This is a genomic window from Bacillus sp. FSL K6-1006, from assembly GCF_038593175.1.
GTDB classification, from domain to species: Bacteria; Bacillota; Bacilli; order Bacillales; family Bacillaceae; genus Bacillus; species Bacillus safensis.
Genome location: NZ_CP151970.1, coordinates 145,538 through 167,658, shown reverse-complemented (window position 1 = coordinate 167,658; position 22,121 = coordinate 145,538). Strand labels below are relative to the sequence as shown.

Genomic DNA, 22,121 nt, shown 5'->3' with positions numbered 1-22,121 from the left:
ACTAAACAAGACGAAAACGTACGCTGCTCCATATATCCTTAGAAAGGAGGTGATCCAGCCGCACCTTCCGATACGGCTACCTTGTTACGACTTCACCCCAATCATCTGCCCCACCTTCGGCGGCTGGCTCCATAAAGGTTACCTCACCGACTTCGGGTGTTGCAAACTCTCGTGGTGTGACGGGCGGTGTGTACAAGGCCCGGGAACGTATTCACCGCGGCATGCTGATCCGCGATTACTAGCGATTCCAGCTTCACGCAGTCGAGTTGCAGACTGCGATCCGAACTGAGAACAGATTTATGGGATTGGCTAAACCTTGCGGTCTTGCAGCCCTTTGTTCTGTCCATTGTAGCACGTGTGTAGCCCAGGTCATAAGGGGCATGATGATTTGACGTCATCCCCACCTTCCTCCGGTTTGTCACCGGCAGTCACCTTAGAGTGCCCAACTGAATGCTGGCAACTAAGATCAAGGGTTGCGCTCGTTGCGGGACTTAACCCAACATCTCACGACACGAGCTGACGACAACCATGCACCACCTGTCACTCTGTCCCCGAAGGGAAAGCCCTATCTCTAGGGTTGTCAGAGGATGTCAAGACCTGGTAAGGTTCTTCGCGTTGCTTCGAATTAAACCACATGCTCCACCGCTTGTGCGGGCCCCCGTCAATTCCTTTGAGTTTCAGTCTTGCGACCGTACTCCCCAGGCGGAGTGCTTAATGCGTTAGCTGCAGCACTAAGGGGCGGAAACCCCCTAACACTTAGCACTCATCGTTTACGGCGTGGACTACCAGGGTATCTAATCCTGTTCGCTCCCCACGCTTTCGCTCCTCAGCGTCAGTTACAGACCAGAGAGTCGCCTTCGCCACTGGTGTTCCTCCACATCTCTACGCATTTCACCGCTACACGTGGAATTCCACTCTCCTCTTCTGCACTCAAGTTTCCCAGTTTCCAATGACCCTCCCCGGTTGAGCCGGGGGCTTTCACATCAGACTTAAGAAACCGCCTGCGAGCCCTTTACGCCCAATAATTCCGGACAACGCTTGCCACCTACGTATTACCGCGGCTGCTGGCACGTAGTTAGCCGTGGCTTTCTGGTTAGGTACCGTCAAGGTGCGAGCAGTTACTCTCGCACTTGTTCTTCCCTAACAACAGAGCTTTACGATCCGAAAACCTTCATCACTCACGCGGCGTTGCTCCGTCAGACTTTCGTCCATTGCGGAAGATTCCCTACTGCTGCCTCCCGTAGGAGTCTGGGCCGTGTCTCAGTCCCAGTGTGGCCGATCACCCTCTCAGGTCGGCTACGCATCGTCGCCTTGGTGAGCCATTACCCCACCAACTAGCTAATGCGCCGCGGGTCCATCTGTAAGTGACAGCCGAAACCGTCTTTCATCCTTGAACCATGCGGTTCAAGGAACTATCCGGTATTAGCTCCGGTTTCCCGGAGTTATCCCAGTCTTACAGGCAGGTTACCCACGTGTTACTCACCCGTCCGCCGCTAACATCCGGGAGCAAGCTCCCTTCTGTCCGCTCGACTTGCATGTATTAGGCACGCCGCCAGCGTTCGTCCTGAGCCAGGATCAAACTCTCCGAAAAAATACAAAACCGAAGTTTTGCTTTTCGCCAGTTTGACTGACTACCTATGAAGTTTCATAGGATTTTTTTATAAAAACTCGAATTAACAGGTACGTTTTGTCTTGTTTAGTTTTCAAAGATCATCTCCGCCGTTCTTAGCGGCTTTAATAATATAACATTTCGCTTCATCTTATGTCAACAACTTTTTTCAAGTTTATTTCCCGAAGCGTTTTGTGTTTGTCACTGTGTGTCAGCGACGATTAATAATATATCACGAAAACATTCTATCGGTCAACGCCTTTTCGAAACTTTTTTTGAAATAGTTTTATTAAGCATCTTAAACCCTTGTCCTGCATACAATCAAGTAACAATCTTGGACAAGGCAGGAGTGTTTGAATTGAGTCGATTATATGTGTTGCCTATTAAACGGCTGAAGCAAGTTGTCATTATTCTTGTAGCAGCCCTTGCAGCTGCAACCTTTTTTTATGTACAAAAGGCACCGCCGCTGTCGGTATTTAAAACTGAACATGGACCCCGAGCCATTTATAAAGGAGAGACTTCATCAAAATATGTCTCTCTCACTTTTAATATTGGCTGGGGGGATGAGAAGGCTGTTCCTATTTTAAATGTCCTTCGAGAGTACGGTATAAAGAACGCCACTTTCTTTCTGTCTGCTTCTTGGGCTGAGCGTCATCCTGATATCGTGAAACAAATTAGGGAGGACGGCCATCAAATTGGAAGCCTCGGCTATGCTTATAAAAATTATAGCCAGCTTGAAGATAGTGAAATCAAGCAAGATCTTGTCCGTGCACAAAATACATTTCAAAAGCTTGGACTAGATGACATTCAACTATTAAGACCGCCAACTGGACAGTTTAACGAAACAGCACTGAAAATTGCCACACAGTACGGTTATACCGTTGTTCATTACAGCATCAATTCACAGGATTGGCTGAATCCGGGTGTCGACCAAATTGTTCAAAATGTAAATGATCGAATGAAAAGCGGAGACATTGTTCTCCTTCACGCCTCAGATTCAGCAACCCAAACCGCTCAAGCCTTACCAGCTATTTTGAAACAAATAAAAGAAAAGCATTTAAAAAATGTGACAGTTGGCGAACTGATCTCCAACACGAAAACAAAGTCATCAGAAGTTAAGTAGCTTTCGCTTTTGAAAACCGCGGCATCGCTAAAAGCTGAAACGCATTACAGCCTAATAGCGGGAACAGCATTAAATACAGCCAGTCCTCTTCATTGACTCTGAGCGCCGGGAACCATTCTAACGACGTGATGACAACCATGAGAAACATTGCAGAAACAAATGTTTTCTTAGAGGACTGCTGCTGTTTAAAATAAGCCACGATCAATGCAAACACACCGATAAAAACAGGCAGCCACAAGTATGGAAGAAATGAATCATTCTCCCCGAAAAACAAAAATCGCAAGTAAGCTAAATCAAACAGCACAAAAATCACAAGAAACAGCTGAATGGTATTCCATAAAGAATGTGACCGGAAAATCTCTAACGCAAACCGGTGCACCGTCAAGAAGACAACAAACCCCATCTGGCTAATGACACTAAAGATCATCCCTACACCAATGAACCAAAACAACACAGATGCGATCTCTAGAATTTCAAACGATATAAAAAGCTTCTGATATTTCCCCCACTCCAGCGCAAAGCCTACCACGCTTGTAATGACCGCTCCAACAGCTAGCACAGAGAAGAAAAAACGAACTAAATCCCGACTTTTCATTGAATTGATCCAACCCCTATTTTTGTTATGTATAAATTTACGTGAAACATTCATATTAAAAGTAAGACATGTAACGAAAGGAGCCACAGTATGTCAAAAGGCATCTTGCGTATAATGAGCTGTTTTCTTCTTTTATCTCTAACAGCTTGTGCTCCCAAAACCCAATCCTCATCTAATATGGACTATGACGAAACAAAAAAAATGGTCGTCGATATATTAAAGACAGATGACGGTAAAAAGGCCATTCAACAGTTATTAAATGACGAGGCAATGAATGAAGCTTTGGTAATGGATGAACAAACTGTGAAAAAAACGATAGAGAAAACACTGACTTCTGATAAAGGCAAAGAGTTCTGGAAGAAGGTCTTTGAGGATTCTAAATTTGCCGAGACTTTCGCAAAATCCATGCAGCAACAGCATGAAAGAATGTTAAAACAGCTAATGAAGGATCCTGACTATCAACAGCTGATGATGGATATTCTCAAGGATCCTGAGATGGAAAAGAAATACGGTGAATTGGTAAAAAGCAAAGAGTTTAGAAAACACTTAGAAAAAGTCATTACGGAAACATTAAGCAGCCCTCTTTATAAGAAGAAATTCGAAGATGAGCTCAAAAAGGCAGCATCTGAAAGCAGCAGTGATTCCGGATCGCAAGGAAGCGACAGTTAAACATCACCCGAGTGGCATTCATCCACTCGGGCTTTCATTATGCTTTCACTGCTAATTGTTCAATGACTTTATTTGCAATGTGTTGATACACTTCTCCTGTCGGATGACTCGCATCATAGACAGAGGGCGCGAAATCATCCTCATTCCAATCAGGCTGTCTTAAAGGAATTTGGCCAAGGACTGATACACGCAGCTCTTCAGCCAGCTTGTCCCCGCCGCCTTTTCCAAAGACGTATTCCTTTTCACCTGTATTTTTGCTTTCATAATAGCTCATATTCTCAACGACCCCGAGCACCTCATGATCTGTTTGCAGTGCCATTGCGCCTGCTCTTGCTGCAACGAAGGCAGCCGTTGGATGCGGTGTAGTGACAATGATTTCTTTACAGCTAGGCAGCATTGTATGAATATCAAGCGCTACATCTCCCGTTCCAGGCGGAAGGTCTAATAGTAAGTAATCTAATTCTCCCCACTCAACTTCATGGAAGAAGTTATTTAACATTTTTCCAAGCATCGGTCCTCTCCAAATAACCGGTGCATTTTCTTCAACAAAAAAGCCCATTGAAATCACTTTGACACCAAAGCGCTCCACAGGAATAATTTTTTCCCCTTTAACTGTTGGTCTGACAGTGATTCCCATCATATCCGGTACACTAAAGCCATAAATATCAGCATCAATCAGCCCGACTTTTTTCCCTAGACGAGCGAGCGCTACAGCAAGGTTAACAGAAACAGTCGATTTACCAACGCCGCCCTTTCCACTCGCAATCGCTAAGAACTCAGGCGGATTTTTAGAGTTAAGCAGGGTTTCTTCCTCATCTTGTGATGGCATAAACTTTTCAAGTGTTTCCTGAGGCAGTTCCTCAAAACGAAGTCCTACTGTGTTAGCGCCTGCTGCTTTCAAGGCTTGTACGATGTCTTGCTGCAGCTTCATCTGCTCAGCAGTGCCTGTTTTAGCAATGGCCACCTTTAGGCTCACATGCTCTTTCTCAGGCTTTAGGCTGATTTCCTTGATGGCATCCAGCTCACCAAGCGGTATATGAAGGAAAGGTTCGTCCATCTTCCCAACTAGTTTTCTCACATCATCTTGTCCGATCATAGCAGAACCTCACCCTTTATTGAATTCGTTTACAATCCAAGTATATCATACATATCCTTACAATGTCTGTCCTGTTTGCCTGCGATCAAAAGGAAAAAGCCCCTTATTCAGGCGGCTCTTTTTGCTCTGTTAAATATCTTAAAATCCCTTTATAAATAGAGGCAGCAATTTGATCCTGATATTTAGGTGTTGCCAGCTGGCCAGCCTCTTTCGGGTTGGAGAGAAATCCAATTTCCACAAGAGCTCCTGGCTTTGTGACATTTTGCATTAAATAAATGCCATTAATCCGCTTCGCCTTTCGATCTGTGTTTTCAAGATTCCTGCGCAATTCATCTTGAATGAACTTCGCTGCCTTTTCATTTTCTTCATACTTTCCGTAAAAAAACGTCTGAGCCCCGCTCCATTTGTTTGATGGTATCGCATTTAAATGAATGCTTAAATAGAGATCCGCTTCAGATTCATTGATGACTTTGACGCGGTTCCTTAAATCCTCCGCTTTCTTTCGGGCATATCCCCTTGTATTCTTTGATGATAAATCAGAATCATCCTCTCGGGTCATGAGAACAAGCGCTCCCTGCTCCTGCAAATAGTCACGTATCTTCATGGATACATCCAGTGCAATCTCTTTCTCAAGCAGCTCCCCTCCTACAGCCCCTCCATCTGGACCGCCGTGCCCCGGATCTAAATAGATGATCTTCCCGCTTAGAGGCAAATTCCACGATTTCCATGAATCATCATTTAGAAATTGAAACCTGAATAAGAATAAGAGGACAATAAACCCAATTAAAAACCCTGTCCACTTCAGCTTTCTTTTCATCCCTGTCCCTCCCATACACCATTATTTTATAGATATGGGACAAGGACTGGAAATATGCTTAGTGCAGCCGAAGCTTGTGTCTTTTTTCTGATTCACGAAAGCCTTCCTGCCACCACATGCTTAAAAAATCCTTTGCAAATGGATATAAACATGACATCTTCCGCTCCATACGGAACATATTCCCCCACGATTGCAAGCATCCTGCCAGCTCTTCAATCAGCTCAGCTTCCTCCTGAAAGGACCGCTTTTTGATATCGTCGAATGATTCGCCGTATTTACTCGACTCACCGTATCTCCCGCCAGCTAAGAAAGCTTCAATGGCGAAATCGATGCAGCCATCACTCATAATACCAGCTGGATCATCTGCAAATGGAAACAGCTTCTTTGTGAATTTCTCGGAAGCAGCCGTTACTTGTTGAAGAGACAATGTACGCAAAAGCTTCTTTTCAAGCGTGACATCTCGTTTTGTTTTCAGTTGATAAAATGAAAGCACTTCTGCCATGGACTGAACTCCTTTTTTCTTTGTATTGTTCGTTGGTTTGAACAAAACATGCAGTTCAGTAAATGGAAATGACGGCCTGTGAACGATCGGAATGGAAAATTGTGATAAAATAGACATTTACATATAGAAAGAATGATAAAGGGGCAAAATCAATGAAGAAATGGATGTATATCCTGCTGCTACTTACAGTCGTCCTATCTGCATGCAGCAGTCAAGCCAGCGAGAAAAAGAGCGATATGAAAGGAATAGCAGACATATCCTTAAAACAACTTTCAACACACAAAAACACGTATCTCGGTGACAATTCAGCCATTCGTGAAATCTTATCAGATCTTCCTGGAGGCGTCATTCGTGAATTTGAAATCATCGATGGGAAAGCATTAGACGTCACGTATGGAGTAAAAGAAAATGCAGGCTATACAGAAGAACAGTTTGACGCCTTCTGGTTTGATCAAAAGGATACGATCGAAAAAACGTATTTATACAACGCCATCGCACTTTTTATTCTGGTCGATAACGTAGAGCAAGTGACACTTAACATGAGCTCGAAAGACGAGCCGTCCGTCACGTTTAAAAGAAAACAGATAGAAAAAAAACTCCCTCACCCTTTTAAAAAGTACAAAGACGATACAGCGCTTTGGCAAAAGGAACTGGTTGATGGAGTTGTGAAGTCAAAAAAGAAACGCCAAGATGTATACAAAGCGTTTCCAATGCAGAAATAATAAAACAGAGGGGTGTTTCCCTCTGTTTTTTGATGTTTATGTAGTGAAAGCCTGTATCAAGTGTTGTCGAAAGTTTTGATCCACTGCTGCAGTAAGCATAAATTCGTTGAATACTCCCCCAATCCAGTGAGAATTGTTCGCTTTCAGATCATTGATAAAAAGAGAAATGGATATAGAGGATGTATCTGTTCTTCGATATAAAGCACCTGTGAAAACGAACAATGTTGCTCCGCCTTTATACCAAAGATATTGATCTGTTTCCTTTTTCAATGTTTCTCCCAGTACGATTTGGCTAAAAAGACTCTTTTCTTCTATTGTTAACAGCTCATCCTGGAGACGTTTCATAAAATGTGCATATTGATTGGTTGTAGACTTTGTCAACTTTTGCGTCAGTAATGATTGAATACGCCAGCCTAATAAGTTCTTTTTTTTCATTTTTTCTTCTAACGCCTTTTTATGCTCTGGGTCATTTTTCATGATATTAAAAATCTCATTCATTAGAGATTTGTATTGTTCTTCGGATACACCGCTCATTTTCTTGAATGCATCCCGCCGACGATCAGATACATAAGCGGACCACAAAATCATTGGCGTGAGCGGCATGAGTTTATCATGTTCTGTAAGACCTGCTTGTTTCATCTGATCATTGATTCTTTCTAAGCCCAGCCGGTCAATCAAATAATCCGTACAAGCATTCGAACTGAATTGCATCATCCCTTTGGCAACATCTAATAAAGCCGCATGCTCAGAAAAATCATTGACCTCCAGCCAGTACGCGTGCGCACCACCGTCTGTTCTATCAATATAAAACCGCTCTATATCAGACAATGCCACTTTTTCCTCTAGCTTGATGGCGCCGCTCGATACAGCTTTAACAAAATGAAATAAAACCACTAATTTCACCGTACTTGCAAGTGGCGTTTTTTGATCAGCATTCCATTCTAACACCACATCATCATTTTCAATGATTGTCACTGAAACGTCCTTTTTGTTTTTTGTGACAAATGTCAAAAGATCTTCCTTCGTTTTCTTCATATCTCTTTTATACAGCAAGACTTGAACCACCACGTAAAGTATGACCACACCTATGACAACTAGACCGATTTTGAGTAACATGTTTCTCCTTTCCAAATAACAGAGGATTTATATATTAAATATAGCAAATATTCCTAATAAAGGCACAAAAAAGGCAGAGGTACGTGAATCCTCCGCTTCTTGATATCCTTATTCATGAGGCAAATGCAGCTTCATTCCTTCATGAGTGGCTTCAAATCCTAATTTCTCATAAAAATGGCGTGCTTCTGGCCTCTGTTTATCTGTTGTCAGTTGAATCATATGACAGCCGCGGTCGCTTGCGCGTTGAATGGCCCACTTTATAAGCAGCGAACCGACTCCTTTTCCTCTATGACTCGAAGCCGTACGAACTCCTTCGATGGATGCTCTCCATCCCCCTTGATGTGTAAGAAATGGCGTCATGGTTAACTGAAGAACACCAACTGCTTCTTCCTGGTCACACGCAACAATGAGTTCAATATTTGGATCAGCATCGATTGAACGAAAGGCTTTGATATAACTTTCTAATAATGGGCGAGTGTAACGCTCTCTCTTTTGACCTAACTTATCATCTGAAAGCATGAAGACGATTTTGTCGAGATCTTCTTGCTCAGCTTCTCTCAATGTCAATTGATTTAAATTCAATGAAAGCACCTCCTGGGATGGACGTAAACTATCTTCACTTACCAAAATACCAATTGCAGCCGTTTTTCTATAAGATTTGATCAGCTGCTTTTTTTAACAACATAACTAGGCGGCAGTGTGTACCCTTGGTTTTCTTGAATGGGAAAACTCAATGATAAGAAATGCTTCAAAGATCCTCATGGCGAAGTCCCTCTTCTGCTTATTTGATCTGATTATATCAACATCGAAAGCGGAGTGATATTTGAAATGGTGAATTACTTCATATCATGAAAACTTATCAAGCCCTCTTCACGAACCATTCCTCTTGTAAGATGGCATAGTAAAACTCATCCCACCACTCATTTCCTTGTGGTATACATTTTTTAAAATACCCCTCTCTCCTCATCCCCATTTTCTCCATCACTCTCCACGATGGCACATTCTCAGGCTGACAAGTGGCAATGATCCGATGTAAGTTTAGTGTGTGAAAACCATGATGCAAGACAGCATACGCCGCTTCTGATGCATAGCCCTTGTTTTGATAGGCAGGATTGAAGACCCAGCCAATCTCATATGTGTGCTCACCAAAGTAAGAATGGAACACGATATGCCCGATGCATGTTTGATCTTCTTTTAATAGGACAGCGACATACTTAGCATTTTCATGACAATTATTTTTGACAAACTCCTTCGCATCTTCTTTAGAAAAAACACCTTCCGGAATATACTTCATCACCGCCGGATCAGATGTATATGCATAAACATCATGCCAATCATCCTCAGCAAATGATCGAATGATACATCTTTCTGTTGTTAGATTCATATGACACCCCTCCATAGACTTCGTTTTTTAAACAAAAACCTTGCTATGATCCTATTTTATATGTTTCCAAACAGAAAAAAACACAAATAAAAAAGCACCAGCAGGATGCTGATGCTTTTTTTATAAGGTTTGTCTGTAACAAACCTTTGTAAAACGTCCATACAATATAAAATTGATTAACGTTTTGAGAACTGAGGTGCGCGACGTGCGCCTTTAAGACCGTATTTCTTACGCTCTTTCATACGTGGGTCACGAGTAAGAAGTCCAGCACGTTTAAGTGATGTACGGTACTCAGGATCTACTTCTAGAAGAGCACGAGAGATACCGTGACGAATTGCTCCAGCTTGACCAGAGAATCCACCACCGTGAACATTTACAAGAACATCGTAGCTGTTAGCTGTTTCTGTGATGTTCAAAGGCTGTTTCACGTCTTCGATTAAAGCAGCGAATGGAATGTATTCAGTAATTTCACGATTATTAACGACGATACGGCCTTCACCTGGAACTAAGCGAACGCGCGCTACAGAACTTTTACGACGACCTGTACCGTAATATTGAACCTGTGCCAAATTGTTAACCTCCCTTATAATTAACCGCGAAGTTCGTAAACTTCAGGTTGTTGTGCTTGATGTGGATGCTCAGAACCACGGTACACATTTAATTTTTTGAACATTTGACGACCTAGTGGACCCTTTGGAAGCATACCTTTGATAGCAAGCTCCAGCATTTTCTCAGGGTAGTTTGTACGCATCTCAAGAGCAGTTCTTTGTTTCAAACCGCCTGGGTGCATCGTGTGACGGTAGTAAATTTTGTCCGTCAATTTCTTACCTGTTAATTCAATTTTCTCAGCATTGATGATGATGACGTGATCACCTGTATCAACGTGTGGTGTATAAGTTGGTTTGTGCTTACCGCGCAAAAGTGATGCTACTTCAGTAGAAAGACGACCTAGAGTCTTGCCTGCCGCATCAACAACTAGCCATTTGCGCTCAATTGTGCTTGCGTTCGCCATTGGTGTTGTACGCATGAGTTTCCCTCCTAAATAAATCAATGAATTTTCCTTGAATCAAATGCTACGTTCTATTTCAAAACACAAGATAAGTCTTCCGGGGCTTATTTGTGGGGTTGAAATACATACCATATGATATCTTATAACTTTCTGCTTCCTGTGTCAAGAACATGTTACACCTGGTTTAGTTGTCATAGAAAACTTCCCATAAATACAGTCCGTGACTAGGCGCAGTCTTGCCTGCCGCTTCGCGATTTCGGGCGGCAAGCATAGCTTTTATCTCCTCAGGGTGAAATTTACCAGAACCGATTTCAAGCAACGTTCCAGCGATAATCCGCACCATGTTGTATAAAAAGCCATTCCCTCTCACACGCATTTCAAGCCCGTCTGAGACGTTTTTCCACTCAAGGGCATAAATAACCCTCACCTTGTCCTGAACCTCCGTATTGGCCGCACAGAAGCTTGTAAAGTCATGCGTCCCAATCAGGTGCTCAGCGGCTTCTCTCATTTTATCGATATCCAGCCGGTAAGGATAGTGGCAGGCATACTGTCTCGTGAACACATTTTGGTGTGTTTCCGTTGAGACCTTATAACGGTACTCCTTCGAAACAACACCAAATCTGGCATGAAACGAGTCATCGACCTCCTCAGCCTTTAGAACACGGATATCATCCGGCAGCAAGCTGTTAAGGGCAAAAGGCCATCTCTCCATCGGGATCGAGAGCGGGGTGTCAAAATGGATGACCTGTCCCTTTGCATGGACACCGCTGTCCGTCCGGCCGGAAGCCACAATCGGAATCAGTTCATCCTGTTTGTGCATTCTTGCAAGGGCTGACTCTATCTCCGTCTGAACGGTTCGCTGCCCTGGCTGCACCTGATAGCCTTTAAAATGTGTCCCATCGTAGGATACGGTACATTTGACCTTCATCTAGGAATCACCTAATTTCTAAGCAGCACAAGGAGTGCTGTTAACAAGATGAATAAAAGCAGCGTGAACGTGTCCTTCATGCCCCAGACAAGCTGACGGTACTTCGTCCGTCCTTCTCCCCCGCGGTAGCCTCTCGCTTCCATCGCGGTCGCCAGTTCTTCTGCACGCTTAAACGCACTGACGAAAAGCGGAACAAGCAAAGGAACGATGGCTTTCATGCGATCCTTTAAAGGCCCGCTTGTAAAATCAACACCTCGTGCCATTTGTGCCTTCATGATTTTATCCGTCTCTTCTAATAACGTCGGAATAAACCGAAGAGAGATGGACATCATGAGAGCAAGCTCATGAACAGGCAGTTTGATTTTACGGAATGGGTGCAGAAGCTTCTCCATCCCGTCTGTCACTTCTATAGGCGTTGTAGTTAACGTAAGAAGTGTCGTCATCATGATGAGATAGACAAAACGGAGTGAAATGAATATTCCTTGCTTTAAACCTTCTTCATAAATATTCAGAAAACCAAAATGGAATAGCAAGGCGCCATCCTTTGTCATGAAAATATGCAGAATAAAGGTAAACAGGACAATCCATAGGATCGGCTTCATTCCCTTGAGAATAAAGTATAGCGGCACCTGAGAAACCATCACCACAAGGATGGTAAAGACACCTAAAAGCCCGTAAGTGATGTAATTATTAGCAAAAAAAACAATAAAGACAAAAAAGAAAATTGATAACAGCTTTGTCCTTGGATCAAGACGATGGACAAAGGATGAACCTGGCACATATTTGCCGATAATCATACTATCCATCATGATGTCGTGTCCTCCTGATAAAGAGCTGTTAAGGCTTCTGCCATTTCATCCATCGTCAGAAGCGGCCTTGGAAACGTAATACCAAGCTTTTCTTCTACAGTCTGCTGGAATTTAATCGTTTCTGGGAGGTCGAGACCAAACGAAGACATGTCTGTACGATTGGCAAACAACTCTCTCGGCGTACCTGTCGCCTTCACTGTCCCTTTATGCATCACAATCATTTGATCCGCATAATGAGCGGCATCTTCCATACTGTGTGTGACCAGAATCGTGGTGAGGTTTGCCTTTTGATGAAGGTCATAGAACATGTCCATGATTTCCTTCCGCCCGCGTGGATCCAGCCCAGCAGTCGGCTCATCAAGCACAAGCACTTCTGGCTCCATCGCTAAAACGCCTGCAATCGCCACACGTCTCATTTGACCGCCGCTTAGTTCAAAGGGAGATCGAGATAATAGGGACTCAGGAAGACCAACCAGTTTCAGCATCTCCTTCGCCTTCGCTTCTGCCTTCTCTTGAGGAACACCGAAGTTCATCGGGCCAAAGCAGATATCCTTGAGGATGGTTTCCTCAAAGAGCTGATGCTCAGGAAACTGAAACACGATGCCTACCTTTTTCCGGAGGGGTTTCATATCCTTCTGCTTTTTATTGGCTTGTAAAACTGTCTCTCCAAGCGCAATGCTCCCCTTCGTTGGTTTGAGCAATCCATTTAAATGCTGCAGCAATGTAGACTTACCAGAGCCCGTATGACCAATGACAGCGACATAGCTGCCCTCTTTGATGGAAGCATTGACATCATACAAAGCGAGACGCTCAAACGGCGTTTTCATTTGATAACGATGCTCTAATTCTTTGATCGTAATGTCCATAGCTCTTTCACCAATCCTTCTTGTGTCAAATGGGCATTTGCAAGCGGCACACCTTGCTGCTTCAATTGCTTGCTCAATCGATAGGAGAATGGCAGATCAAGTCCAATCTGAACCAGCTGTTCATCTAGTTCAAATACTTCCTCTGGCGTTCCCTCAGCAAATTTCTTCCCGCCATTCATCACAATGACGCGGTCTGCTTTGGCAGCCTCGTCTAAATCATGTGTGATGGAAATGACTGTGACTGTTCCTTGTTCCTTCAATAGTCTAACAGTCTCTAACACTTCTTCACGGCCAATCGGATCAAGCATTGATGTTGCTTCATCCAAAATCATGATGTCAGGGCTTGCGGCAAGCACACCTGCAATGGCGACTCTCTGCTTCTGCCCGCCTGATAGATGGTGCGGCTCTTGATCAAGAAACTCCTGCATATTGACCTGTTTGACAGCCCAATCTACACGTTCTATCATCAATTCCCGCTCAACCCCGTTATTTTCTAAACCAAAAGCCACATCATCACGAACTGTTGAGCCCACAAATTGGTTATCTGGGTTTTGAAAGACCATTCCGACCTTTTTGCGAATATCCCAAACACTTTCTTCTTTGAGCTCAATCTCTCCAACCTTGACCGTACCAGCATCCGGTAAAATGAGCCCATTCAGCACACGGGCAAGTGTGGATTTACCTGAACCGTTATGACCAACAATGGCGAGCCATTCATTTTGATTCACATGCAGTGACACTTGATCTAAAGCGGGCTTGTCCGCATCCTTGTGATAACGAAATACAATGTCCTTTACGTCAATTAATGTCTTCCCCATCTCTACCGGACCTCCTCTCAGCTCAACCTCTTCTTTGCTTATTCCTAAAAAAAGCCGTAGTACCTAAAAAAGGGCATAGATCCAGTTATGAACTGTCCCGCCCTTTCTTAGATACACGATATGTGATTAAACTAATTCAATGACAGCCATTGGTGCGCCATCGCCGCGACGAGGTCCAAGCTTCATGATACGAGTGTATCCACCTTGGCGATCTTCGTAGCGAGTTGCAACGTCAGCGAATAATTTTTGAAGTGCATCTTGGTTTGTTTCAGCGTTAGCTACTTCATTACGAATGTAAGCTGCAGCTTGACGGCGAGCATGAAGATCTCCGCGTTTGCCAAGAGTGATCATTTTTTCAACTACAGAGCGAAGTTCTTTCGCACGTGTTTCAGTTGTTTCGATGCGTTCGTTGATGATCAAATCAGTCGTTAGGTCACGAAGCATTGCTTTACGTTGTGCACTAGTGCGTCCTAGCTTTCTGTATGCCATGTGATGTCCCCTCCTTAATTAGAGATGCTGTATGAATAAAAAACACACGAAAATCCTAGTTCACAATGAAACTAGTCAATCGTCTTTACGAAGACCCAGTCCAAGTTCTTCTAGTTTCGCTTTCACTTCTTCAAGAGATTTACGTCCAAGGTTACGAACTTTCATCATATCCTCTTCTGTCTTGTTAGCAAGCTCTTGAACAGTGTTAATACCCGCACGCTTCAAACAGTTGTAAGAACGAACAGAAAGATCAAGCTCTTCAATTGTCATTTCAAGCACTTTTTCTTTTTGGTCTTCTTCTTTCTCAACCATGATTTCAGCATGCTGAGCTTCGTCAGTTAACCCAACGAAAATATTCAGGTGTTCAGTTAAAATCTTAGAACCTAGAGCGATCGCTTCTTTCGGTCCTGTGCTTCCATCAGTCCATACATCTAGTGTTAATTTATCATAGTTTGTGATTTGCCCAACACGGGTGTTCTCCACTTGATAAGTCACACGAGATACAGGTGTATAGATTGAGTCGATCGGAATCACACCGATTGGCTGATCGTCTCTTTTGTTTGCATCAGCAGGATTATACCCGCGACCTCTTTGTGCAGTTAAGCGAACACGGAAGCTCGCATTCTTGCCAAGAGTTGCGATGTGAAGATCTGGATTTAAGATTTCAATATCGCTGTCGTGTGTAATATCAGCAGCTGTTACAGTACCTTCATCTTGTACATCAATTTCAAGCGTCTTCTCTTCTTCAGAGTAGATTTTGAGTGCAAGCTTTTTAATGTTTAAGATAATCGTTGTAACATCTTCAACCACGCCTTCGATCGTTGAGAATTCGTGTAAGACACCATCTATCTGGATCGATGTTACAGCTGCACCAGGAAGTGAGGATAAAAGGATACGACGAAGGGAGTTCCCTAAAGTGGTACCATATCCACGCTCAAGTGGCTCTACGACAAACTTGCCATACTTGGCATCGTCGCTGATTTCAACCGTTTCGATTTTTGGTTTTTCAATTTCGATCATCTAATAAAACCCTCCTTCAAAACGTCGAAACCTCGAATAGAATCATATGAGATTCCATCCGAAATTCCTCATTGTTTAGTCCCGTATGTGCTCAGGCAACGAGTCGTGTATTCGTCTCATAAATAACTGTATCATAACCCATTATTGACAGGGACACAAAATCTATACAAACAAATTACACGCGGCGACGTTTTGGTGGACGGCATCCGTTATGAGGAACTGGAGTTACGTCTCTAATTGCAGTAACTTCAAGACCTGCAGCTTGAAGTGCACGAATTGCAGCTTCACGACCAGAACCAGGACCTTTAACAGTTACTTCAAGTGTTTTAAGACCATGTTCGATAGAACCTTTAGCAGCAGTTTCAGCAGCCATTTGTGCAGCGAAAGGAGTAGATTTACGAGAACCTCTGAATCCTAATGCACCAGCACTTGACCAAGAAATTGCGTTTCCATGAACATCAGTAATCGTTACAATCGTGTTGTTGAAAGTGGAACGGATATGAGCGATTCCAGCTTCAATATTCTTTTTCACGCGACGTTTACGCGTATTTTGTTTACGAGCAGCAGCCATTCTTTAACTACCTCCTTTACTTATTTTTTCTTGTTAGCTACAGTACGACGCGGACCTTTACGAGTACGCGCGTTGTTTTTTGTGTTTTGTCCACGAACAGGAAGTCCTCTACGATGACGGATTCCGCGGTAGCTTCCGATTTCAATTAGACGCTTAATGTTAAGTGAAACTTCACGACGAAGGTCACCTTCTACTTTAAGTTTGTCAATGATATCACGGATTTTACCAAGTTCGTCTTCAGTTAGATCGCGAACGCGAGTGTCTTCAGAAACACCTGCTTCTTTAAGGACTTGTTGCGCAGTCGTACGACCAATTCCAAAAACATATGTTAAAGAAATGACAACACGCTTATCACGTGGAATATCTACACCAGCAATACGAGCCATGATTTGGGCACCTCCTTGTTATTAGCCTTGTTTTTGTTTATGTTTTGGGTTTTCACAGATCACCATTACTTTTCCTTTTCTGCGAATCACTTTACATTTTTCACAGATAGGTTTAACAGATGGTCTCACTTTCATGTGTTTCCAACCTCCTTCTTCCGGAGTTGCTTTATTTGTAACGGTACGTAATTCTACCACGAGTTAAGTCATATGGAGATAATTCTACCGTAACTTTGTCTCCAGGTAAAATGCGAATGAAGTGCATACGGATTTTTCCTGATACATGAGCCAAAACTGTATGACCATTCTCTAGTTCAACTTTGAACATTGCGTTTGGCAAAGTTTCTGCTACAGTACCTTCCACTTCAATTACATCGTCTTTCGCCATTCAAGTGTTCTCCCTTCTTCAAATCAGTAACTTGCTCTCTGACAAATGTCCAAATGAGAATCTCTCAATTGTTCATCTATCACCCGACCTGTTTTGAATATACTGTTCTGAACTTCCGGAGATACGCAATCATAAAAGGTTATATGATTGATATTTTTTCTTAGGAGAATGAAATTTACGCTTTTCTCCGTCTGCGATTAGTACATGGCAGCCAACGAACATGCCGATGACACCTGTATACTGATCTTGTTCTTTCTTTGGACTATACAGACAACCTGCCCGATTTGGGCCTGAAAGGCTTCAGTGAAGACCTAAATCTTAGTCAGTATATCAAAACCTGTATCTGTAATCGCAATCGTATGCTCAAAATGAGCACACTTTTTCCCATCAACCGTTACAACCGTCCAGTTATCAGCCAATGTTTTCACATATCGGCTGCCTGCGTTCACCATCGGTTCGATGGCCAACACCATCCCAGGTTTTAGCCGCGGGCCTTTGTTGGGCGGACCATAATGAGGAATTTGAGGGTCCTCATGAAGATCCTGTCCGACCCCATGTCCAACATATTCTCTAACAACTGAAAAATTTTCATTTTCAACATACGTTTGTATGGCATGGGAAATGTTCGACAGACGTTCGCCTGGCTTTGCTTCCTGTAAGCCTTTATATAGAGATTCCTCTGTGACTTCCAGTAGTTTGCGGTCTTCATCACTGATTACCCCAACTGGATAAGTCCAAGCAGAGTCACCATGATAGCCATTTAACTTTGCGCCAATATCGATACTAATGATGTCACCATCACGTAAAACCCGTTTACCAGGAATACCGTGAACGAGTTCTTCATTCACCGAAACGCAAATGCTCCCGCGAAAACCATTATACCCTTTAAAAGATGGGATTGCACCCTGCTTTGTAATAAAACGTTCGGCAATTTGATCCAATTCTTTTGTCGAAATACCTGGTTTTATATGTTTCTTCAGCTCTTCATGAGTCAGTGCGACAATACGTCCAGCTTCTCTCATAATCTCAAGCTCGCGAGGAGTTTTACAGATAATCATTTATTTAATCCTCCAAGCAGGTCCTTGATATCTGCATACACATCGTTAATGTGCTTCGCACCATCAATGTTTACAAGATATCCTTTTTCTGAATAGAAGTTCAGTAAAGGTTCAGTCTGCTTTAAGTTTACTTCAAGTCTAGTCGAAACGGTTTCTGCATTATCATCTGCACGTTGATAAAGCTCGCCTCCACACTTGTCGCAAACATTTTCTTTCGCAGGTGGATTGAATACTAAATGATATGTTGCTCCGCAATTTTTGCAAATTCTTCGGCCAGTCAGACGCTCCATCAAAGCATCTTTATCGACTTTAATATTAATGACATAATCAATCGTTCTGCCAAGGTCCTTTAGAATTTCTTCTAAAGCTTCAGCCTGAGCGACTGTTCGCGGAAATCCGTCCAGAAGAAAACCTTGTTCACAATCATTTTTGCCAAGTCTTTCTCTAACAATACCGATTGTGACCTCATCAGGAACAAGCTCTCCTTTATCGATAAAGGATTTTGCTTCGAGCCCAAGTTGTGTCTCCTCTTTCATAGCAGCGCGGAACATATCTCCTGTTGAGATATGAGGAATCCCATAATCATCAACAATTCGTTCTGCCTGAGTGCCTTTACCAGCACCCGGAAGCCCCATTAAGACTAAGTTCATTTCGGATTTCCCCTTCCTTACTTAGAGAGGTTGGGCAGCTGCCCAGCCCTCTGTTTTATTTCATAAATCCACGGTAATTTCGTTTCACTAATTGGCTTTCAAGCTGTTTCATTGTTTCAAGTGCAACACCTACAACAATGAGAAGACTTGTGCCGCCAATTTGTGCAGCGGAAGGTAATCCAGCGAATTGAATGAAAAAGATAGGAAGTATTGAAATCACGGCTAAGAAAATGGCGCCCACAAACGTGAGTCGGTACAAAATGCTCGTAATTCTATCTTGAGTCATTTTCCCTGGACGAACTCCCGGGATATAGCCACCCTGCTTTTGCAGATTTTCAGCCATTTGTTCAGGATTGACTTGGACAAAGGCATAAAAATATGTGAAAGCAACAATCAGTGCTACATAAATCGTCATACCGATTGGCTTAGTATAGTCAAAGTTGTTGGTTATCCAAGTTGTCACATTATTGGTTCCGAAGAACGATGCGATCGTCTGCGGAGTAATAATGAAAGAAACGGCAAAGATGACTGGAATCACCCCTGCTGGATTCACTTTTAATGGAAGGTGCGTTGCTTGACTAGCAGACATTTGTGCACGGCCAGTTCCCTTTGAATATTGAATTGCAATCTTTCTCACTGCCATTTGAATGTAAATAACACCGATAACAATGACAAGAATGGCAATGACAATAAGGGCAATTTTAAGGATTTGCATGAACAGCTGTCCATCTCCACCTACAAATTGTTGAGCGTACACTTGTTTTAATGTTTGAGGGATACCAGCGATGATACCGGCAAAGATAATAATCGAAATACCGTTACCAACACCGTGAGCAGTAATCTGCTCACCCAGCCACATTAAAAATGCTGTTCCCGCAGTGAGTACGACCGCAATTAAGAGATACGTTGAAACACCAGGGTTTTCAATCAGCATGCCTCCTGCCATATTGTTAAATCCATATGACATTCCTAGCGCCTGGATAAATCCTAGAACAATTGTAAAATACCTTGTGAATTGTGCTAATTTTCGGCGGCCAACCTCTCCTTGCTTTGACCACTCAGTAAACTTCGGAACAACATCCATCTGCAAGAGCTGAATGATGATCGAAGCAGTGATATACGGCATAATCCCCATTGCAAGAATGGAGAATTGGAAAAGTGCCCCGCCCCCAAACGTGTTGAGGATTCCGAAAACACTCATTTGATCCTGTGCCTGGAGAACTTCGGCGTTCACATTAGGCACAGGGATGAAAGCACCTATACGAAAGACGACTAACATTAAAAGTGTGAATATAATCTTATTCCGTATATCTTTCACGCGCATAAAATTGGAGATTGTCTTAAACAAGTTAGATCACCTCGGCTGTACCGCCAGCAGCTTCAATCGCTTCTTTCGCAGAAGCAGAGAATTTATTGGCTTTTACAGTTAATTTTTTTTCTAATTTACCGTTGCCAAGAATTTTTACTCCTGCTTTTAACTTGCTTATTGCACCAGTCTCTAGAAGAAGTTCAGGAGTTACTTCCGTTCCTTCGTCAAAACTGTTTAATCTGTCTAAGTTGATTACCGCGTAATCTTTACGGTTGATGTTTGTAAAACCACGTTTTGGAAGGCGTTGGAATAAAGGCATCTGACCACCTTCGAAACCAGGGCGTACACCGCCGCCAGAACGAGCGTTTTGACCTTTATGACCTTTACCAGAAGTTTTACCGTTACCTGATCCAATACCACGACCAACACGGTTGCGTACTTTACGTGAACCTTCTGAAGGCTTCAATTCATGAAGTTTCATTTGGGCACCTCCTTATCGATTAAAAATGTTTTATTGTTCTTTAACAGAAACTAAATGAGACACCTTGTTAATCATGCCGCGGATCGCTGCATTGTCTTCATGTACGACTGTTTGGTTTGTTTTCTTAAGACCAAGAGTACGAACAGTGACACGCTGATCTTCAGGGCGACCGATTACACTGCGTTTGAGGGTAATTTCTAATTTATTTGCCATTATTGTTCCCTCCTTATCCTAACAGGTCTTCTACAGATTTTCCACGAAGCTTCGCTACATCTTCAGCACGTTTAAGCTCACTTAAACCTTGAAGTGTTGCGCGGATCATGTTGATCGGTGTATTAGAACCTAGAGATTTAGAAAGGATATCAGCTAGACCAGCAAGCTCAAGTACCGCACGAACTGGGCCTCCAGCGATAACTCCTGTACCTTCTGAAGCAGGCTTCAATAGAACGTTTCCTGCACCGAATCGACCGATGATTTCATGTGGAATTGTAGTTCCAACCATTGGTACTTCAATTAAATTCTTTTTCGCATCTTCAACAGCTTTGCGGATCGCTTCTGGTACTTCTTGTGCTTTACCAGTACCGAAACCTACATGACCGTTTTTGTCACCGACAACAACTAAAGCTGCAAAACGGAAACGACGTCCACCTTTAACAACTTTCGCTACGCGGTTAACCGTAACTAAGCGTTCTTCTAACTCTAATTTGCTTGGGTCAATACGACTCATTCGGATGTGTCCCTCCTTCTTTTATTAAAATTTAAGTCCAGCCTCACGAGCAGCTTCAGCTAGAGCTTTTACACGTCCATGATATAGGTATCCTCCGCGGTCAAATACCACGTTAGAGATTCCTTTTTCAACAGCACGTTTTGCAACAAGTTCGCCAACTTTCGTAGCAGCTGCAGTGTCAGAACTATTCTCGATCTTTAACTCTTTATCAAGAGTAGAAGCACTTACAAGTGTTACACCGTTAACATCATCAATTACTTGAGCGTAGATATTCTTGTTAGAACGGAAAACGTTAAGGCGAGGTCTTTCAGCAGTACCTGAAAGTTTCGCACGAACACGAGCATGTCTTTTAAGACGAGTAGCGTTTTTGCTAGTTTTCGTAATCATCCGAGTCACTCCTTTCTTCACATTAAGCGATCTTACTTACCAGTTTTTCCTTCTTTACGGCGAACGAATTCACCTTCGTAACGAATTCCTTTACCTTTGTAAGGCTCTGGAGCACGGACAGCGCGGATGTTAGAAGCTAGAGCTCCTACACGCTCTTTATCGATACCTTTAATGATTACTTTCGTTTGAGATGGAACTTCGATTTCAACTCCAGCCTCAGGAACGATTTCAACTGGATGAGAGTATCCAACGTTAAGAACAAGTTTGTTTCCAGATTTAGCTGCACGGTAACCGACACCGATAAGTTCTAAACCTCTTTCGAAACCTTTAGATACACCTTCAACCATGTTTGCAATCAAGCTACGTGTTGTACCATGTAATGCACGGTGTTCTTTATTTTCAGACGGACGGCTTACAGTTAAGACGTTGTCCTCAATTTTAATTTCCATATCAGGGTGAAATGCACGAGTTAGTTCACCTTTTGGTCCCTTTACTGTCACTGTGTTATCGTTGTTTGTCACAGTAACTCCTGAAGGGATCTCGATTAGTTTTTTACCTATACGAGACATACCAAGCACCTCCATTCATCTTAAAC

30 protein-coding genes, 1 rRNA gene and 1 pseudogene are annotated in these 22,121 nt (G+C 42.9%); 3 read left to right on the top strand and 29 right to left on the bottom strand.

Annotation, left to right across the window (positions count from 1 at the left end):
* Window positions 1-42 precede the first annotated feature (42 nt).
* Window positions 43-1,591 (bottom strand): 16S ribosomal RNA (locus tag NSS65_RS00965).
* Between the two features lie 376 nt (window positions 1,592-1,967).
* Between NSS65_RS00965 and pdaB the strand changes: the two genes are divergently transcribed.
* Window positions 1,968-2,732 carry a polysaccharide deacetylase family sporulation protein PdaB gene (pdaB, locus tag NSS65_RS00960; protein ID WP_326135434.1) on the top strand — a complete coding sequence of 255 codons (765 nt, stop codon included), beginning with the start codon at window positions 1,968-1,970 and terminating at the stop codon, window positions 2,730-2,732.
* Here the strand turns inward: pdaB and NSS65_RS00955 are convergent.
* Window positions 2,725-3,327 carry a KinB-signaling pathway activation protein gene (locus NSS65_RS00955; protein WP_034283864.1) on the bottom strand — a complete coding sequence of 201 codons (603 nt, stop codon included), beginning with the start codon at window positions 3,325-3,327 and terminating at the stop codon, window positions 2,725-2,727. The two genes, pdaB and NSS65_RS00955, sit on opposite strands and share 8 nt — an antisense overlap.
* A 90-nt stretch (window positions 3,328-3,417) precedes the next feature.
* On the opposite strand from NSS65_RS00955, the gene gerD reads away from it, so the two are divergent.
* The gene (gerD, locus tag NSS65_RS00950) at window positions 3,418-3,996 is read left to right on the top strand and encodes a spore germination lipoprotein GerD (protein ID WP_034283865.1); all 579 of its coding nucleotides are present in this window, start codon (window positions 3,418-3,420) and stop codon (window positions 3,994-3,996) included.
* 37 nt (window positions 3,997-4,033) lie between these two features.
* Here gerD and NSS65_RS00945 read toward each other — a convergent pair whose 3' ends face one another.
* From NSS65_RS00945 to NSS65_RS00935, 3 genes are all read right to left on the bottom strand, one after another.
* A complete protein-coding gene (locus NSS65_RS00945) occupies window positions 4,034-5,092 on the bottom strand; it encodes a P-loop NTPase (RefSeq protein WP_326135435.1) in 1,059 nt (352 codons plus the stop codon).
* A 103-nt stretch (window positions 5,093-5,195) separates the two neighbouring features.
* Window positions 5,196-5,909, bottom strand: a complete 714-nt coding sequence (gene cwlD / locus NSS65_RS00940) for an N-acetylmuramoyl-L-alanine amidase CwlD (RefSeq protein WP_034283867.1) — start codon at window positions 5,907-5,909, stop codon at window positions 5,196-5,198.
* Window positions 5,910-5,967: 58 nt separating this feature from the next.
* Window positions 5,968-6,411, bottom strand: coding sequence for a DUF2521 family protein (locus NSS65_RS00935; protein ID WP_034283869.1), 444 nt, complete (start codon window positions 6,409-6,411; stop codon window positions 5,968-5,970).
* Window positions 6,412-6,563: 152 nt separating this feature from the next.
* Here NSS65_RS00935 and NSS65_RS00930 point away from each other — a divergent pair, with 152 nt between their 5' ends.
* Complete coding sequence (locus tag NSS65_RS00930; RefSeq protein ID WP_326135436.1) at window positions 6,564-7,133, top strand: DUF4825 domain-containing protein; 570 nt, start codon at window positions 6,564-6,566, stop codon at window positions 7,131-7,133.
* A gap of 36 nt (window positions 7,134-7,169) precedes the next feature.
* On the opposite strand, the gene NSS65_RS00925 is transcribed toward NSS65_RS00930, so the two are convergent.
* The 24 genes and pseudogenes from NSS65_RS00925 to rplF all read right to left on the bottom strand — a co-directional run bounded on the left by NSS65_RS00925 (window position 7,170) and on the right by rplF (window position 22,095).
* Complete coding sequence (locus tag NSS65_RS00925) at window positions 7,170-8,249, bottom strand: serine hydrolase (protein WP_326135437.1); 1,080 nt, start codon at window positions 8,247-8,249, stop codon at window positions 7,170-7,172.
* 108 nt (window positions 8,250-8,357) lie between these two features.
* A complete protein-coding gene (locus NSS65_RS00920) occupies window positions 8,358-8,831 on the bottom strand; it encodes a GNAT family N-acetyltransferase (RefSeq protein ID WP_326135438.1) in 474 nt (157 codons plus the stop codon).
* Between the two features lie 277 nt (window positions 8,832-9,108).
* Window positions 9,109-9,633 carry a GNAT family protein gene (locus tag NSS65_RS00915; RefSeq protein WP_326135439.1) on the bottom strand — a complete coding sequence of 175 codons (525 nt, stop codon included), beginning with the start codon at window positions 9,631-9,633 and terminating at the stop codon, window positions 9,109-9,111.
* 176 nt (window positions 9,634-9,809) lie between these two features.
* Entirely contained in the window at window positions 9,810-10,202 is a 393-nt protein-coding gene (gene rpsI / locus NSS65_RS00910; RefSeq protein ID WP_039175996.1) for a 30S ribosomal protein S9, read from the bottom strand.
* Between the two features lie 20 nt (window positions 10,203-10,222).
* Entirely contained in the window at window positions 10,223-10,660 is a 438-nt protein-coding gene (gene rplM, locus NSS65_RS00905; protein WP_003217042.1) for a 50S ribosomal protein L13, read from the bottom strand.
* Window positions 10,661-10,826: 166 nt separating this feature from the next.
* Window positions 10,827-11,570 (bottom strand): tRNA pseudouridine(38-40) synthase TruA, encoded by a 744-nt coding sequence (gene truA / locus NSS65_RS00900; protein WP_034283879.1) that lies wholly within the window; start codon window positions 11,568-11,570, stop codon window positions 10,827-10,829.
* An 11-nt stretch (window positions 11,571-11,581) separates the two neighbouring features.
* Window positions 11,582-12,379 carry an energy-coupling factor transporter transmembrane protein EcfT gene (locus NSS65_RS00895; RefSeq protein WP_034283880.1) on the bottom strand — a complete coding sequence of 266 codons (798 nt, stop codon included), beginning with the start codon at window positions 12,377-12,379 and terminating at the stop codon, window positions 11,582-11,584.
* The gene (locus NSS65_RS00890; protein ID WP_039175989.1) at window positions 12,376-13,245 is read right to left on the bottom strand and encodes an energy-coupling factor ABC transporter ATP-binding protein; all 870 of its coding nucleotides are present in this window, start codon (window positions 13,243-13,245) and stop codon (window positions 12,376-12,378) included. The genes NSS65_RS00895 and NSS65_RS00890 overlap by 4 nt, the downstream gene beginning before the upstream one ends.
* Window positions 13,221-14,063 (bottom strand): energy-coupling factor ABC transporter ATP-binding protein, encoded by an 843-nt coding sequence (locus NSS65_RS00885; protein WP_008356549.1) that lies wholly within the window; start codon window positions 14,061-14,063, stop codon window positions 13,221-13,223. Before NSS65_RS00885 ends, NSS65_RS00890 begins: the two co-directional genes overlap by 25 nt.
* A gap of 126 nt (window positions 14,064-14,189) precedes the next feature.
* The gene (gene rplQ / locus NSS65_RS00880) at window positions 14,190-14,552 is read right to left on the bottom strand and encodes a 50S ribosomal protein L17 (protein ID WP_003216944.1); all 363 of its coding nucleotides are present in this window, start codon (window positions 14,550-14,552) and stop codon (window positions 14,190-14,192) included.
* A 75-nt stretch (window positions 14,553-14,627) separates the two neighbouring features.
* Entirely contained in the window at window positions 14,628-15,572 is a 945-nt protein-coding gene (locus tag NSS65_RS00875) for a DNA-directed RNA polymerase subunit alpha (RefSeq protein WP_003217009.1), read from the bottom strand.
* 175 nt (window positions 15,573-15,747) lie between these two features.
* Window positions 15,748-16,143 (bottom strand): 30S ribosomal protein S11, encoded by a 396-nt coding sequence (gene rpsK / locus NSS65_RS00870; protein WP_003217231.1) that lies wholly within the window; start codon window positions 16,141-16,143, stop codon window positions 15,748-15,750.
* Between the two features lie 20 nt (window positions 16,144-16,163).
* Complete coding sequence (rpsM, locus tag NSS65_RS00865) at window positions 16,164-16,529, bottom strand: 30S ribosomal protein S13 (protein WP_003217023.1); 366 nt, start codon at window positions 16,527-16,529, stop codon at window positions 16,164-16,166.
* Window positions 16,530-16,550: 21 nt separating this feature from the next.
* Complete coding sequence (gene rpmJ, locus NSS65_RS00860) at window positions 16,551-16,664, bottom strand: 50S ribosomal protein L36 (RefSeq protein WP_003156543.1); 114 nt, start codon at window positions 16,662-16,664, stop codon at window positions 16,551-16,553.
* Window positions 16,665-16,695: 31 nt separating this feature from the next.
* Window positions 16,696-16,914, bottom strand: a complete 219-nt coding sequence (infA, locus tag NSS65_RS00855) for a translation initiation factor IF-1 (RefSeq protein ID WP_003217190.1) — start codon at window positions 16,912-16,914, stop codon at window positions 16,696-16,698.
* A pseudogene (locus tag NSS65_RS00850) lies at window positions 16,892-17,180 on the bottom strand (RNA-binding protein). Before NSS65_RS00850 ends, infA begins: the two are co-directional and overlap by 23 nt.
* A gap of 45 nt (window positions 17,181-17,225) precedes the next feature.
* Window positions 17,226-17,972: a type I methionyl aminopeptidase gene (map, locus tag NSS65_RS00845; RefSeq protein WP_003217210.1), complete on the bottom strand. Its 747-nt coding sequence runs from the start codon at window positions 17,970-17,972 to the stop codon at window positions 17,226-17,228.
* Window positions 17,969-18,622 carry an adenylate kinase gene (locus NSS65_RS00840; RefSeq protein ID WP_034283883.1) on the bottom strand — a complete coding sequence of 218 codons (654 nt, stop codon included), beginning with the start codon at window positions 18,620-18,622 and terminating at the stop codon, window positions 17,969-17,971. The genes map and NSS65_RS00840 overlap by 4 nt, the downstream gene beginning before the upstream one ends.
* Window positions 18,623-18,677: 55 nt before the next feature.
* On the bottom strand, window positions 18,678-19,970 hold the full coding sequence (gene secY, locus NSS65_RS00835) for a preprotein translocase subunit SecY (protein ID WP_007496334.1): 1,293 nt from the start codon (window positions 19,968-19,970) through the stop codon (window positions 18,678-18,680).
* A gap of 1 nt (window position 19,971) precedes the next feature.
* A complete protein-coding gene (rplO, locus tag NSS65_RS00830; protein WP_003216888.1) occupies window positions 19,972-20,412 on the bottom strand; it encodes a 50S ribosomal protein L15 in 441 nt (146 codons plus the stop codon).
* 30 nt (window positions 20,413-20,442) lie between these two features.
* Entirely contained in the window at window positions 20,443-20,625 is a 183-nt protein-coding gene (gene rpmD / locus NSS65_RS00825) for a 50S ribosomal protein L30 (protein WP_003217067.1), read from the bottom strand.
* A 13-nt stretch (window positions 20,626-20,638) separates the two neighbouring features.
* Window positions 20,639-21,139 carry a 30S ribosomal protein S5 gene (rpsE, locus tag NSS65_RS00820; RefSeq protein WP_007496332.1) on the bottom strand — a complete coding sequence of 167 codons (501 nt, stop codon included), beginning with the start codon at window positions 21,137-21,139 and terminating at the stop codon, window positions 20,639-20,641.
* 24 nt (window positions 21,140-21,163) lie between these two features.
* The gene (gene rplR / locus NSS65_RS00815; protein WP_008356544.1) at window positions 21,164-21,526 is read right to left on the bottom strand and encodes a 50S ribosomal protein L18; all 363 of its coding nucleotides are present in this window, start codon (window positions 21,524-21,526) and stop codon (window positions 21,164-21,166) included.
* A 32-nt stretch (window positions 21,527-21,558) separates the two neighbouring features.
* The gene (gene rplF, locus NSS65_RS00810; RefSeq protein ID WP_024425602.1) at window positions 21,559-22,095 is read right to left on the bottom strand and encodes a 50S ribosomal protein L6; all 537 of its coding nucleotides are present in this window, start codon (window positions 22,093-22,095) and stop codon (window positions 21,559-21,561) included.
* Between the last annotated feature and the right edge of the window lie 26 nt (window positions 22,096-22,121).

Excerpts from the sequence above, each read along its gene's own strand:
- rpsK (WP_003217231.1), bottom strand. The coding sequence starts at position 16,143 with ATGGCTGCTGCTCGTAAACAAAATACGCGTAAACGTCGCGTGAAAAAG.
- rpsE (WP_007496332.1), bottom strand. The coding sequence starts at position 21,139 with ATGAGTCGTATTGACCCAAGCAAATTAGAGTTAGAAGAACGCTTAGTT.
- rplF (WP_024425602.1), bottom strand. The coding sequence starts at position 22,095 with ATGTCTCGTATAGGTAAAAAACTAATCGAGATCCCTTCAGGAGTTACT.
- rplQ (WP_003216944.1), bottom strand. The coding sequence starts at position 14,552 with ATGGCATACAGAAAGCTAGGACGCACTAGTGCACAACGTAAAGCAATG.
- infA (WP_003217190.1), bottom strand. The coding sequence starts at position 16,914 with ATGGCGAAAGACGATGTAATTGAAGTGGAAGGTACTGTAGCAGAAACT.
- truA (WP_034283879.1), bottom strand. The coding sequence starts at position 11,570 with ATGAAGGTCAAATGTACCGTATCCTACGATGGGACACATTTTAAAGGC.
- cwlD (WP_034283867.1), bottom strand. The coding sequence starts at position 5,909 with ATGAAAAGAAAGCTGAAGTGGACAGGGTTTTTAATTGGGTTTATTGTC.
- rplO (WP_003216888.1), bottom strand. The coding sequence starts at position 20,412 with ATGAAACTTCATGAATTGAAGCCTTCAGAAGGTTCACGTAAAGTACGC.
- NSS65_RS00895 (WP_034283880.1), bottom strand. The coding sequence starts at position 12,379 with ATGATGGATAGTATGATTATCGGCAAATATGTGCCAGGTTCATCCTTT.
- NSS65_RS00925 (WP_326135437.1), bottom strand. The coding sequence starts at position 8,249 with ATGTTACTCAAAATCGGTCTAGTTGTCATAGGTGTGGTCATACTTTAC.
- NSS65_RS00930 (WP_326135436.1), top strand. The coding sequence starts at position 6,564 with ATGAAGAAATGGATGTATATCCTGCTGCTACTTACAGTCGTCCTATCT.
- rpsM (WP_003217023.1), bottom strand. The coding sequence starts at position 16,529 with ATGGCTCGTATTGCTGGTGTAGATATTCCACGTGATAAGCGTGTTGTC.
- NSS65_RS00955 (WP_034283864.1), bottom strand. The coding sequence starts at position 3,327 with ATGAAAAGTCGGGATTTAGTTCGTTTTTTCTTCTCTGTGCTAGCTGTT.
- rplM (WP_003217042.1), bottom strand. The coding sequence starts at position 10,660 with ATGCGTACAACACCAATGGCGAACGCAAGCACAATTGAGCGCAAATGG.
- NSS65_RS00875 (WP_003217009.1), bottom strand. The coding sequence starts at position 15,572 with ATGATCGAAATTGAAAAACCAAAAATCGAAACGGTTGAAATCAGCGAC.
- rpmJ (WP_003156543.1), bottom strand. The coding sequence starts at position 16,664 with ATGAAAGTGAGACCATCTGTTAAACCTATCTGTGAAAAATGTAAAGTG.
- NSS65_RS00915 (WP_326135439.1), bottom strand. The coding sequence starts at position 9,633 with ATGAATCTAACAACAGAAAGATGTATCATTCGATCATTTGCTGAGGAT.
- map (WP_003217210.1), bottom strand. The coding sequence starts at position 17,972 with ATGATTATCTGTAAAACTCCTCGCGAGCTTGAGATTATGAGAGAAGCT.
- NSS65_RS00890 (WP_039175989.1), bottom strand. The coding sequence starts at position 13,245 with ATGGACATTACGATCAAAGAATTAGAGCATCGTTATCAAATGAAAACG.
- rpmD (WP_003217067.1), bottom strand. The coding sequence starts at position 20,625 with ATGGCAAATAAATTAGAAATTACCCTCAAACGCAGTGTAATCGGTCGC.
- gerD (WP_034283865.1), top strand. The coding sequence starts at position 3,418 with ATGTCAAAAGGCATCTTGCGTATAATGAGCTGTTTTCTTCTTTTATCT.
- NSS65_RS00935 (WP_034283869.1), bottom strand. The coding sequence starts at position 6,411 with ATGGCAGAAGTGCTTTCATTTTATCAACTGAAAACAAAACGAGATGTC.
- NSS65_RS00885 (WP_008356549.1), bottom strand. The coding sequence starts at position 14,063 with ATGGGGAAGACATTAATTGACGTAAAGGACATTGTATTTCGTTATCAC.
- rplR (WP_008356544.1), bottom strand. The coding sequence starts at position 21,526 with ATGATTACGAAAACTAGCAAAAACGCTACTCGTCTTAAAAGACATGCT.
- NSS65_RS00945 (WP_326135435.1), bottom strand. The coding sequence starts at position 5,092 with ATGATCGGACAAGATGATGTGAGAAAACTAGTTGGGAAGATGGACGAA.
- NSS65_RS00840 (WP_034283883.1), bottom strand. The coding sequence starts at position 18,622 with ATGAACTTAGTCTTAATGGGGCTTCCGGGTGCTGGTAAAGGCACTCAG.